The 11,900-nt window shown below is 61.2% G+C and carries 16 protein-coding genes; 11 read left to right on the top strand and 5 right to left on the bottom strand.

What is annotated here, in order from left to right:
• Positions 1-4: 4 nt before the first annotated feature.
• From ACTU46_RS12720 to ACTU46_RS12730, 3 genes are all read right to left on the bottom strand, one after another.
• Complete coding sequence (locus tag ACTU46_RS12720) at positions 5-946, bottom strand: putative nucleotidyltransferase substrate binding domain-containing protein (RefSeq protein ID WP_443382243.1); 942 nt, start codon at positions 944-946, stop codon at positions 5-7.
• A gap of 262 nt (positions 947-1,208) precedes the next feature.
• Positions 1,209-1,382, bottom strand: a complete 174-nt coding sequence (gene rpmF / locus ACTU46_RS12725) for a 50S ribosomal protein L32 (protein ID WP_443382245.1) — start codon at positions 1,380-1,382, stop codon at positions 1,209-1,211.
• Between the two features lie 11 nt (positions 1,383-1,393).
• A complete protein-coding gene (locus ACTU46_RS12730; RefSeq protein WP_443382247.1) occupies positions 1,394-1,660 on the bottom strand; it encodes a type B 50S ribosomal protein L31 in 267 nt (88 codons plus the stop codon).
• A 291-nt stretch (positions 1,661-1,951) separates the two neighbouring features.
• Between ACTU46_RS12730 and ACTU46_RS12735 the strand changes: the two genes are divergently transcribed.
• The 11 genes from ACTU46_RS12735 to ACTU46_RS12785 all read left to right on the top strand — a co-directional run bounded on the left by ACTU46_RS12735 (position 1,952) and on the right by ACTU46_RS12785 (position 10,587).
• Positions 1,952-2,320, top strand: coding sequence for an ArsR/SmtB family transcription factor (locus tag ACTU46_RS12735; protein WP_443382249.1), 369 nt, complete (start codon positions 1,952-1,954; stop codon positions 2,318-2,320).
• Entirely contained in the window at positions 2,317-3,969 is a 1,653-nt protein-coding gene (locus ACTU46_RS12740; RefSeq protein ID WP_443382251.1) for a SulP family inorganic anion transporter, read from the top strand. The genes ACTU46_RS12735 and ACTU46_RS12740 overlap by 4 nt, the downstream gene beginning before the upstream one ends.
• 531 nt (positions 3,970-4,500) lie before the next feature.
• Positions 4,501-4,737 carry a 50S ribosomal protein L28 gene (gene rpmB, locus ACTU46_RS12745; RefSeq protein ID WP_443382253.1) on the top strand — a complete coding sequence of 79 codons (237 nt, stop codon included), beginning with the start codon at positions 4,501-4,503 and terminating at the stop codon, positions 4,735-4,737.
• 2 nt (positions 4,738-4,739) lie between these two features.
• Complete coding sequence (gene rpmG / locus ACTU46_RS12750; RefSeq protein ID WP_156230337.1) at positions 4,740-4,904, top strand: 50S ribosomal protein L33; 165 nt, start codon at positions 4,740-4,742, stop codon at positions 4,902-4,904.
• A 3-nt stretch (positions 4,905-4,907) separates the two neighbouring features.
• Positions 4,908-5,213 (top strand): 30S ribosomal protein S14, encoded by a 306-nt coding sequence (gene rpsN, locus ACTU46_RS12755; protein ID WP_443382255.1) that lies wholly within the window; start codon positions 4,908-4,910, stop codon positions 5,211-5,213.
• Positions 5,214-5,226: 13 nt separating this feature from the next.
• Complete coding sequence (gene rpsR, locus ACTU46_RS12760; protein ID WP_156230339.1) at positions 5,227-5,478, top strand: 30S ribosomal protein S18; 252 nt, start codon at positions 5,227-5,229, stop codon at positions 5,476-5,478.
• Positions 5,479-5,903: 425 nt separating this feature from the next.
• A complete protein-coding gene (locus ACTU46_RS12765; protein WP_443382258.1) occupies positions 5,904-6,596 on the top strand; it encodes a response regulator transcription factor in 693 nt (230 codons plus the stop codon).
• Complete coding sequence (locus tag ACTU46_RS12770; protein WP_443382260.1) at positions 6,593-8,215, top strand: ATP-binding protein; 1,623 nt, start codon at positions 6,593-6,595, stop codon at positions 8,213-8,215. Before ACTU46_RS12765 ends, ACTU46_RS12770 begins: the two co-directional genes overlap by 4 nt.
• A gap of 133 nt (positions 8,216-8,348) precedes the next feature.
• Entirely contained in the window at positions 8,349-9,701 is a 1,353-nt protein-coding gene (locus ACTU46_RS12775) for a trypsin-like peptidase domain-containing protein (protein WP_443382262.1), read from the top strand.
• 96 nt (positions 9,702-9,797) lie between these two features.
• A complete protein-coding gene (locus tag ACTU46_RS12780) occupies positions 9,798-10,379 on the top strand; it encodes a MogA/MoaB family molybdenum cofactor biosynthesis protein (protein ID WP_443382264.1) in 582 nt (193 codons plus the stop codon).
• A gap of 31 nt (positions 10,380-10,410) precedes the next feature.
• Entirely contained in the window at positions 10,411-10,587 is a 177-nt protein-coding gene (locus tag ACTU46_RS12785) for a hypothetical protein (RefSeq protein WP_443382266.1), read from the top strand.
• Positions 10,588-10,686: 99 nt separating this feature from the next.
• Here the strand turns inward: ACTU46_RS12785 and mscL are convergent, their stop codons facing one another.
• Both mscL and ACTU46_RS12795 read right to left on the bottom strand, forming a co-directional pair.
• The gene (gene mscL / locus ACTU46_RS12790) at positions 10,687-11,106 is read right to left on the bottom strand and encodes a large conductance mechanosensitive channel protein MscL (RefSeq protein ID WP_443382268.1); all 420 of its coding nucleotides are present in this window, start codon (positions 11,104-11,106) and stop codon (positions 10,687-10,689) included.
• 116 nt (positions 11,107-11,222) lie between these two features.
• A complete protein-coding gene (locus tag ACTU46_RS12795) occupies positions 11,223-11,882 on the bottom strand; it encodes an SAF domain-containing protein (RefSeq protein WP_443382270.1) in 660 nt (219 codons plus the stop codon).
• Positions 11,883-11,900: the final 18 nt, after the last annotated feature.

The raw sequence follows: 11,900 nt of genomic DNA on the forward strand, positions 1-11,900 counted from the left end.
AGTACTAGGCCCCGTTGCCGGGAAGATCTATGTCATGTCGGGCTGCCAACGAACGAATTACCCAGGCTATACCCCGGCTGGCGGCCCCAAATGCGGAACGTTGCAGGGCTGGTAGATCTGCGACGGTGACCTCACGGTTCTCAACGTGATCCATCCAGCGGTGAAACTGCAGGTCCAACCCAGTTACCCAGCCCTGTTGCAGGAGATCTGCCTCATCATCGTTGAGGATGTCGGCGGCAAGTGCGGCATGGAGGTACTCCTGGGTGGCCAGGCAGTGGGTCCGGGTGCTCAACCCCGCCCAGCGGGCAATAGTGGTGACCGGGGCCAGTAGCTCCCTGCGAATATCCACCACCGCGTCCCGGTCGGGAAGTCCGTTCTCGCTGCGTAACGTCGGCGGCCGGTGCTCTATGGCTCCGTGGAGCAGCGGCAATACGGTGCCCAGGTGCCTCAGCAGGTGCTCCCGGAGCCAGCTACCGGCATCCGCGAAGACCTCAATGCCAGCCGGATCTCCGGTGGCGGCAGCCTGCTCGATGCGGTTCTCCCAGGTCGATCGGTCCGTCGGGGAGAAAGAGCCGGTCAGTGGGGCGGGGTGTAATCCGACGCTGTTCAGGATCTTGGAGATCTCACTGTTGATCTCGGCGCCGGAGTCACCGGCGGAATCGGTGAGCAGCAACCACTCCACCTTGGAGGTCGGGAGGGCATCGCCCCGTCCGATCGCCCCGGTGAGGATCACCTGGTTGCCGCCGCTCAACTCAACGATGGCGGGGGAGTGCAGGGCGTCAGAGACCAGGGTGGAGTACCAGCGGGAAAGCTCAATCACCGGGGCATCGTGGGCCAGCGCATTGCGCAGCAGCTCATGGGACTCCGCCAGCACACCGCGAACGGTGGCTACTTGTTCACACTGCGGCGCCTGTTCGGCGAGATCCAGCAACGACTGGTGCAGCACGGTCCGGCCATCCTTTCAATTACCTGGCAGATTTACCCTCCTAATCTACCAGCGGGTGGTGGCAGTCGATGGCAGGGAGGGGTACTTCTGTGCGTGGGGGTTCCCTCGTGTGATGCGTAGGTGCGGACCCAGTGAGAGTCTATGAGGATTCCCCCAGGGGAGCTGCTGACTGCCAGCGGGGCCGGGCATGAAAAATCCGACCGTCCCGATAAATCGGAAACGGTCGGATCTTAAAGTCGATCGGCTCTCGCCGGCCGGGGTCTTAGAACTGCTCGACCTCGACCAGGCCGAGCTGAGCGGCCTTGACCAGACGGCGCGGGATACGCACGGTCTGACCGTCGACCTTCACGTCCTGGAGGGCGACATTGTCGGCCTTCCACTGAGAACGACGGGAGCGGGTGTTAGCGCGAGACAATTTACGCTTCGGAACTGCCATGGTTTTCCTCCTTAAGCCTTTTTCTTGCGGCGGGCCATGCCACCGAAACGCTTCTGGAACTTCTCAACGCGGCCAGCGGTGTCCATGACACGCTGTGCGCCGGTCCAGAACGGGTGGGACTCGCTGGTGACGTCGACGACGATGAGCGGGTACTCATTGCCATCTTCCCACTCAACGGTACGCGGGCTCTTGACGGTGGACTTGGTCAGGAACTGGAAGCCAGTGCCTGCGTCCTGGAAGACTACCGGGTGGTAGTCCGGGTGGATATCCTTCTTCATTTACTCTCGATTCCCTCAGGATTGCACATCAGATCGGTTCCGCGGAAGGCGGATCGTGTCTGAGTTGGGTTCGTTAAGTATGCACCATCGGGTCGACGGTGAACCTCAAAGATATTACACGCTGTAGGGGTGGAAATTGAAATCCCGCTGGTGAGGGGAGCTATGCGGCGGGGATGGCTGCCTGGTGGGAGTTCTGCTGAACCCATCGCCCAGGGATATGATGGATTTATCAAGTCACCATCTCACGGGTGGTGCCATCAGGTAGGCAACAGTGGAAAGGGTGGTTCGGATATGTTCACGGACGATCAACGGCCGCTCTATGAGCTCAAGGCCAATCTCTTCAAGGGGCTGGCTCACCCCTACCGGATCCGGGTCCTGGAAATTTTAGCGGCCACGCCGCAGGTCTCCGTCTCGGAGATCCTCGCGGATATGGGGCTGGAGGCCTCGCACCTCTCCCAACATCTGGCGGTGCTGCGCCGCTATGGAATGGTGGTCTCGGAACGTCAGGCCAATGTGGTGAACTACCGGCTCGCCTACCCCCAGGTCGCCGATCTGCTCAAGGTCGCCCGCGAACTGCTCGCTGAGCTACTCGAGACCTCCGATGTCCAGCGGGGCTCCTTCAAGACCCTGCCGCAGCTCACTGTGGGAGAGGGGCGATGATGAGCGGCATCACCGCCTGGCGGTCATTTCTTGGCCTGCTTCCCAGCGCCCGGGATTATGAGATGCTGCGCTACTCCTGGCGCGCGGATGTCACCGCCGGGCTGACCGTCGGCATCGTCGCGCTCCCGTTGGCGCTGGCTTTCGGCGTCAGCTCCGGAGTGGGTGCCGAGGCCGGGCTGATCACCGCAATTGTCGCCGGGCTGATCGCCGCCATCTTCGGCGGCTCCAATGTGCAGGTCTCCGGACCCACTGGTGCGATGGTGGTGGTGCTGGCCCCCATCGTCATCCAGCACGGGGTTGCTGCCGTGGCGGTGGTCTCCCTCATGGCTGGGCTGATTGTCCTGGTGGCGGGCTTTCTCCGGCTGGGCAGAACCGTCAGCTATATCCCTTGGCCGGTGATCGAGGGGTTCACCGCCGGTATTGGTGTCATTATCTTCATGCAGCAGGTTCCGGCGGCGGTCGGCGCCAGCGGGGGAAGTGATCATGCCAACGCCGTGGTCGCGGCTTTCCACTCGGTGATCGGTGCGGACTGGCCAACGGCCCTGCTGCCCTTGGCCGTGGTGGCGGCGGTGGCTCTCATCACGCTGACGCTGGCGGCGCTACTGCCGAAAATTCCAGGATCCTTCGTCGCCATCGTCGTGGTGACGGTCGTGGCGACCCTGTTGTCGCTGCCCTTGGACACCATCGGGGTGCTGCCGCGCTCACTGCCCGCACCGCAGCTACCTGCCATGGACCCGGCGATGATCCAGGCGCTGGCTGGTCCTGCGGTGGCGGTCGCGGCGCTGGCGGCCATCGAGTCCCTGCTCTCTGCCCGGGTGGCGGCTTCCATGGCGGATACCGGCCCCTATAACGCGGACCGCGAACTGGTGGGCCAGGGCTTGGCCTCAATCGGTGCCGGCTTCTTCGGTGGGATGCCAGCCACCGGGGCGATCGCCCGAACCGCGGTCAACGTCCGGTCCGGGGCACGAAGTCGGCTTTCTTCGGTCGTGCATGCCCTGGTGCTGCTGGCGGTGGTTTATGCGGCGGCTTCGGTGGTCTCGGTGATTCCGTTGGCCGCACTCTCCGGCGTACTTATGGTCACCGCCGCCCGCATGGTCTCCCCGCAGGTGATCCGGCGGGTCGTGCGTTCCTCCTGGAGTGATGCCCTGATCTTCTTCATCACCGCGATCGTGACGGTCAGCGTGGACCTCGTGGTCGCGGTGATCATCGGTATCGTGGTCGCCGCCTTCTTCATCCTGCGGAAGATGAGTCTGGAAAGTGGTGTCTACCGCGAAACCCTGCCCGGTGTCCTGGAGTCCGGGGATGAGACCATCGGCCTCTTCCGGCTGGAGGGCTCACTCTTTTTCGGAGCCGCGGAACGCATCCTCGACCAGATTCTGGACCATCAGGACCTCGGGGTCGTGATCATCCGACTTTCCCAGGTGCAGCTGATCGATGCCACCGGTGCGCATCAGCTGGCTGAGGTGGTCACTGCGCTGGAGCGTCGCGGGGTAACGGTATTGATCAAGGGGGTGCGTAAGGAGCATATTCACGTGCTTGGTGTACTCGGTGCCATCCGCTCATTGCGACATCCCAACCATCTCTTTGAGGATCTGAACTCAGCAGTGGCCCATGCCCGATCCCATGTCGACCGGGTTGAGTCTGCCTGAGGCGGCGGCCAACGGGACGTCGAGAAGCGCCTGTGCTGCGCTGAGCGTTGACCGCCAGGGGAGGGCGGGTTGAGCGTCGGCGAGGTGGGCCGGGGAGGCTGTGGGGAGCGGTACATCAGGCGGTGGGCGCTACCCCGCAGTCGGTCCAAGGCCGCCTGCCACGCCATGCCTGGCGGCACGGAGGCCGTAGCGCCGGAGGATTGCTTATTGGCACCCGTTCGGCCTGTCAGGGCCATGTGGGGACTGCGACGGCGATGATAACCGGGAGTGCCTGAGTACTGGAACCAACGATTGACTAGAGGCTTCGTCGGGCGGGTTCCGGCATTTCGGCTTATGATCAGAGCCAGGTTGACGTGGTGCGTCGGGCGAGCTGAAATCGAGATTATGAAATCGGCAAGGTAGCGGGTAGGCTGTCACCTTGCTGTTGTCGTAAATATTCGTTACGCCCCGTCAGCTGGCATGTTCGCGCCCCGGATCACTCCGGTGCGGCGCATCATCAGTCGATGTGGGCGGCTAGGAGAAGGAAAGTCCATGTCGGCTATTTGCCAGGTCACGGGACGCAAGCCGAGCTTCGGTAAGTCTGTCTCGCACTCGCACCGCCGTACTTCGCGTCGTTGGAATCCCAACGTGCAGCGACGTCGGTTTTTTGTGCCCTCCCAGGGCCGTACCATCACTCTGAACGTTTCCACCAAGGGCCTCAAGGTCATCGACCGCGACGGCATTGAGTCCGTTATCGCCCAGATCCGCGCACGTGGGGAGAAGATCTAAAGATGGCACGTAATGACATCCGTCCGATCATCAAGCTGAAGTCTACTGCTGGCACCGGTTACACCTATGTCACCCGTAAGAACAAGCGCAACAACCCCGACCGAATCACTCTGATGAAGTTTGATCCGGTAGCCCGCAAGCACGTCGAATTCCGCGAGGAGCGATAATCAATGGCTAAGAAGTCAAAGATCGCCAAGAATGAGCAGCGCAAGGAAATCGTCGCCCGCTATGCGGAGCGTCGCGCTGAGCTCAAGAACATCATCAAGAACCCGAACACCACTGACGAAGACCGTCTGGAGGCTCAGTTTGAACTGAACCGCCAGCCTCGCGATGCTGCCGCAATCCGCGTTCGTAACCGCGATGCAATGGATGGCCGCCCTCGTGGTTTCCTCCGCAAGTTCGGCGTGTCCCGTGTCCGTATGCGCGAGATGGCTCACCGCGGTGAGCTTCCTGGCGTTCGTAAGTCAAGCTGGTAAGGGAGTTTCTTAAATGAAGCAGCGCACCAACATGAAGAAGGCGCGGATGGAACAGTCCCGCCGCCCGAAGAAGAACCCGCTCAAGGCTGAAGGCATTGAGAAGGTGGACTACAAGGACATCAAGACCCTTCGTCTGTTCATCTCTGATCGCCACAAGATCCGTTCCCGTCGCGTCACCGGTCTGACCCCGCAGCAGCAGCGTCAGGTTGCTACCGCGGTTAAGAACGCACGCGAAATGGCTCTCCTGCCGTTCACCAGCCGCTAAACCGGCAACGGGACGCAACGCAACAGCGCACTTCTGCCGCTGGCTTGTGAAGCAGCGGTAAAAGAGCATTAGAAGCACCCAGCATCATCCGGATTATCCGGAGGTGAGGGGTGCTTTTTCGTTCATTTACCCCGGGACAATTCCCTTGGGTGAGCAGCCACCGAATGTGGTTGGCGGTCAGGCCTCGGTCTACCAGGTGACAGCGGTTCGATCATGAGGGTTGGGGTATGTGCTCAGATAAGTCTTTTCTCCCCGCTGATTGGGACTTCCGGGGTCCGGCATTAAGCTGAGGCTGGGTCGCCGGCACTGAAACTGGTCCGGAATCACCCCCGATCTTGCACAAAAACCGCCTCGATGAGAGTTTCACAGGGCCTGGACAGCTAACCGCCAGCGCCGTTTTACTCTGATAGCGCATAATGGATGTCATGAAGATCTTAGTAGTGGATGATGAGCAGGCTGTACGCGATTCGCTGCGCCGCTCCCTGAGCTTCAACGGATATGACGTTTCGCTAGCTGAGGATGGAATCGAGGCTGTTGAGAGTATTGAGCGTGAACAGCCGGATCTGGTCATCCTTGATGTGATGATGCCCCGGATGGACGGGCTGGAAGTCTGCCGTACCCTCCGTGGTTCCGGCTATGATCGGCCGATCCTGGTCCTCACCGCACGTGATGGCGTCTCAGACCGGGTTGCTGGTCTGGACGCCGGTGCCGATGATTACCTGCCCAAGCCCTTTGCTCTGGAGGAACTCCTCGCTCGAGTGCGTTCCCTGATGCGTCGCGCCGCAGCCGAGTCCATCGGCGGTTCTGATGTCTCAGAGCTGGTTTTCGAGGACCTCCGTCTGGACCCCGAGACCCGTGATGTTACCCGTGGTGAGCGTGCCATCAGTCTGACCCGTACCGAGTTTGCGCTGTTGCAGCTGCTCATGTCGAACCCGCGTCGGGTGCTTTCCCGCACCACCATTCTGGAAGAGGTCTGGGGTTATGATTTCCCGACCTCCGGCAACGCGCTTGAGGTCTATATCGGTTACCTGCGGCGTAAGACCGAGGCGGAGGGGGAGAGCCGACTGATCCACACCGTCCGTGGCGTCGGTTATGTCCTGCGGGAGACCGCCCCGTGATCCTTCGGAAGATTTCCCGACCTCCAATGAACCTGGAGCGTCGGGATTTTCCCGTTTCACCGGATTCCGCCATCGCCACCGCCCCAGCAGGGAACGCGGGGCAGGGCACTGAGATTCCTGGGGGAAATACCTCTGCAGGCGCCGCCAAGTCCGGTGTCCGAGGCAGAGGGTTATCGCTGAAATGGCACCTTTCGATGCTCACTGCGGTGATGGTGCTGCTGTCGATGGGTGTGATGACGATTGTCGCCTATCTGACGGTTTCCGCCGCTTTGAATTCATCGATGGATCGAAGCATGGAGGAGAAGGCGAACCAACTGCTCGCCCGCACGATAGACCCGTTGTTCGTCAGTCGGCTGCAGGATGAGATCACCCTTTTCAAGGCCTACAATCCGGATATCCGGATTTCGATTTCAGCTCCCGGCTGGTCAGCGAGTGTCGGGGACGTGATTCCGGTGCCCGGTGAATTTGCGGAGGCCACCAGCGGGGTTTCAGTGTCGACCCAGTCGGTCGGTGGTGAGCGGATCATGGCTGCGGCGAATGAGTTCGGTGCCATGGTGGTGCTGGCCCAGGATATGACGGAGACCCATCAGCTGATCTCTGCGTTGGGGGTGGTGTTGATGGCGATTTCGGCTGTAGGAGTGTTTATTGCCATCGCAGCTGGTGTGGTCACTGCCTCGGCGGGGCTTAAGCCGGTGGGTCGGCTGCAACGCGCTGTCGATCGCATCACCCGTACCGATGAGCTTCGTCCCATCGACGTCGAAGGAAATGATGAACTCGCGAACCTGACCATCAGTTTCAACGCCATGCTGGCGGCCCTCCAGGAGTCCCGGACCCGGCAGACGCAGCTGGTTGCTGATGCCGGACATGAGCTTAAGACCCCGTTGACCTCGATGCGGACCAATATTGAGTTGTTGATGATGCTCAACCGTCCGGGTGCCACAGGCGTGATCACCGAGGAAGACCGCAAGGATCTTGAACGTGATGTGCTGGCTCAGATGGAAGAGTTGTCGACCCTGATCGGCGATCTGGTGGACCTGGCACGGGAGGATGCGCCGCAGCGGGAGATGGAGGAGATTGAGCTTCAGGAGGTTCTCGAGACGTCTCTGGGGCGGGTCAAACGTCGCCGCCCGGATGTGAGCTTCGAGATGAAGACCATTCCGGGGCAGGTTGTCGGGGATCCTTTCGCGCTGGGCCGTGCGGTACTGAACCTGATGGATAATGCGGCGAAGTGGTCGCCGCCGGAGGGCACTGTCCGCATCCGGCTTTCTGAGGTCAATGCGGACACCTTCGGGCTGACCATCGCGGACTCTGGGCCAGGTATCGCGCTTGAGGACCGAGAGCGGGTGTTTGAGCGGTTCTATCGGTCGATTTCCTCCCGTTCAATGCCCGGTTCCGGTCTGGGCCTCTCAATCGTGAAGAAGGTGGTGGAGCGCCATGGTGGCTCCATCACTGTCGATGAATCTGATGACGGGGGCGCCCTGATGAGGGTGACTCTGCCAGGTAAGCCGGATTCAGGGGATCGCGTCGCTGGAGCCAAGGACACCCTGGCAGGGGCGCAGGGCCGGGGTCAGGTGTTCGCCCAACGGTGGATGGATCGAAATAAGAAGGATTTCCCCTGATATCCGCTGGTTTCCGCTGAGGTCCCCCGGGAGACGCTGTCCGTAGTACTTGCAGCAGACTCACAGGAAGCATGAGTTTTTCTTTCAGAAACCATCCAGCAGGAATACAGTTCGGTAGGAGAAGATGGAGAACATGAACGAAAAGCGCCCAGAGGATCCCCGACAGGACAACCAGGGTTGGAGTGGTGGGCAGTCCTCTTCCCCGGATGGTTTTGAATCAGTGAACTCCCCTTATCAGGGGTGGAACAGCCCCACGTCGAACCCGGGGTCAACCGCGCATTCCGGGCAGAATCCGGTCCCGGGGTCGCCGCCTCAGGGATTCCAGCAGCAGTCCTATCCGCCACAATTCAGTAGCTTTGAAAATTCCGCATCCTCCGATGATCCAGCTTCCCCGTCCCCGGTGAAGAAGAAGCGCTCGATAGGTCTGCTCCCGGCTACCGCGTTGATCGTGGCTGCTGCGGTGGCTGCCGGCGCCATCACGGGTGTCCTGGTCGGTAACAGCAACAGCAGTGGTGGCAACGGCTTCAGCGCGCTTGATGCACCGAGCGCGGAGCGGGTCGAGGAAGCTCCGGTGGGCAGCGTTGAACAGGTGGCTGATGCGACGCTGCCTTCGGTGGTGTCGCTGAAGGTGACCTCCCGAACCGCGGTGGGGGAGGGATCCGGCTCGATCATCTCCGCTGATGGTCTGGTGCTGACCAACCATCACGTGGTGGCGGAAGCTGAGGCTGCTAATGCAGACATCCAGGTGACCCTCAATGATGAGCGCACTCTCCCGGCTGATTTCGTTGCTTCTGATCCCTCCACCGATATCGCGGTGGTGAAGATCCGGAATGTTCAGGATCTGCCGGTCATCCAATTCGGTGATTCAGACCAGCTCCAGGTGGGCCAGCAAGTGGTGGCGATCGGAAGTCCGCTGGGCCTGTCCTCGACGGTGACCACCGGAATCGTCTCCGCAATGAATCGTCCGGTCCGTGCTTCAGGCGGCGATGGCGGGGAATCCTCGCTTATCGACGCCGTGCAGACCGATGCCGCGATCAACCCCGGCAACTCTGGTGGCCCGCTGGTGGACATGGAGGGCAACCTGATCGGGATGAACTCGGTGATCGCCTCGATGTCCTCGGGCGCTGACTCCGCTGGATCCATCGGTCTGGGTTTCGCCATCCCCTCGAACTTCGCGAAGCGGGTCGCGGATCAACTGGTGAACACCGGAAGCGCCGCTCATCCGATGATCGGTGTACAGGTTGCCGCGAACGCGAATGTGAGTGGTGCCCTGGTGGCTAGCGTCCAGGAGGATGGTCCGGCTGCGGCGGCGGGGCTCGAGGAGGGTGATGTCATCACCCATCTGGGGGACCGCGCCATCGATAATTCTGATGAACTGATTGCGGCGGTGCGTTCCGAAGGGTTCGGGACCACGGTGACCCTGACCGTGACACGAGAAGGCAGCAATGAAACCCGCGAGGTAGATGTAACGCTGACCACCGAGTAAGTTAACAATCGAACCCTGCCTGGGGTTGTCGGAAGGTTTGTGCGGTACCGCCGGACTTTCCGAACCGGGCCCCGAGACTTCTAGTGAAGGAAATCGATGGACAATACCCTGAATACCCTGGCGGAACAGGAACTGGATCCTGCACTGCTCGATGTGGCTGAACCCGATCACGAATACCTGTTGGCCACTGAGCGGGAGGACCAGATTCGACCGCGCCGTCGGGCCTTGGTGGTATTGGTCCGGGACAATGAATCCGAGGACACCGAGGATACTAATCGGCTGCTCGCTGAGCTGCTGAATGCGGCTGACTTCCGGGTCGATGCGGTGGTTGCGGTGCGCTCCAAGAAATCTCAGATTCGTCAGGCCATTGAAACCGCGGTGATTGGTGGGGTGGACCTGGTGCTCACCGTCGGTGGCACCGGCGTCGGCCCCCGGGACAGGACTCCGGAGGCCACGCGTTCAGTTCTTGATCAGCTGGTTCCTGGTATCGCGCAGGCGATGCGGGCCTCTGCCCTAGCCGGCGGTCTCCTGGACGCGGCTACCTCCCGTGGTGTCTCCGGAGTCTCCGGTTCCACCGTGGTGGTTAACCTGGCCTCCTCTCCGGAGGCGATCCAGGATGGGATGCCCACCCTGGCACCGTTGGCGCACTTTGTCATCAACCAGTACAGCGTCGAGTAATCCCTTGGCCAGCCCCCGAAAAAGGCGCCGGGTGGAGCGAGCCTCCCCGGCGGAGAATATCGACCGAACTGCGGACCGCCCCGATGGACGGTTCCACAGCACGGTTGCAGATGATGAAGACCGAACGGTCATCCTGGACCCTGATGTCGAAGATGAACCCAGGGATGAGGAGTTCTGGCGGGAACAGCAGCCCCCGCACCACGGGTAGCCAGCCCCAGATAGTGCAATGGAAAAACCACGGTTCCAAAGGAACCGTGGTTTCGAGTCATTCTGACTGCTGAAAGCGGCGTGAGTTCGCCGAGCGCAACTAGCTCTGGAGGCGGCCGGACTTATCAGCCTGAAGCAGGTCGCGGATCTCCTCGAGAAGGTTAGCTTCAAGGGAAGCCGGCTCATCCTCGGGCTCGATGACACCCTTGCGCTTCTGCAGCGCCTCGTTGAGCTTGTTCATCGGCATAACGAGCACGAAGTAGACGATGGCGGCGATGATTAGGAAGTTAATGGCTGCGGTAATCACGGCACCGAAGTCAACGAAGGTGGCGGCATTACCCGCACGGACATGGAATCCCAGTCCGGAGACATCTGCGCCGCCGATGGAAGCGATCAACGGGTTGATGATGTTATCGGAGAACGCGGAGACAATAGCGGTGAACGCGGTGCCGATGACCACAGCAACGGCAAGTTCGACGACATTTCCGCGAAGAATGAAATCTCTGAAACCTTGGAACATCTGGCTTCTCCTTAAATTTTGAGCCGAGTGTGACGACTGGATTGAACAGAACAGTGAAACTGTAGCGAAGATTGCCCTGCCAGGCGATGGCAGGAAGGGGGAGTCGCTGAATAAATTCAAAAAGTGTTACCCGCCCGTTCACCAGTGAGGACCACCGCGATCGGCAGATAAAGTGCGGTGGCTGCAACCTGCCGGGCTGCGGACTCCGGCAGCGCGATCAGCACGGTCGCGGGATCATTGCCGGCCCCCTCCTCTGCGAGGACCACGCGGGCGCCGGTGGCCACCACCTCGGGTTCCGGCACCTCAGCCTGGTGACTGAGCACGGTCACGGTGTCTCCGTGGCGCAACAGGGGAATGATCTCTGGCTCCGCAAGTTTGAGCGGCACCAGATTCACCGGTTCTCCGGTCGACTCCGGCATGAGTTCCGAGAGCAGCGCAGGACCGATGAAGTTCAGGTCGGTGGGCACCACACCCACCTGCAGGTGGGTGGCGGTGACCCGGCCCTCGAGCTCAGTCGGATCAGACAACGCCCCCTCCGGCAGCAGGTGGGAGGGAACATCGGCGAGGAGGAAGTCACTGGCGGTGACGGTTTTCCCGGCAGTGACATTCCGGGCCACCACCAGCGCCCGGGGCCCGGTATCACGGGCGCTGTGCAGGGCTGACCCGGCAGCCAACAGCAGTAGTACCAGGGCTGCAAGTCTGCGGAGCAGGAGCGAGCGGTGCCAGCCAGGGGTGCGTAGCGTGCTCAGGGCGGTGGGAGAGGGGAGTGGGCTCACATATGAATCTGACCCGGA

Origin of the sequence: Corynebacterium sp. A21, from assembly GCF_052266655.1 — a bacterium.
Taxonomy (GTDB): Bacteria; Actinomycetota; Actinomycetes; order Mycobacteriales; family Mycobacteriaceae; genus Corynebacterium.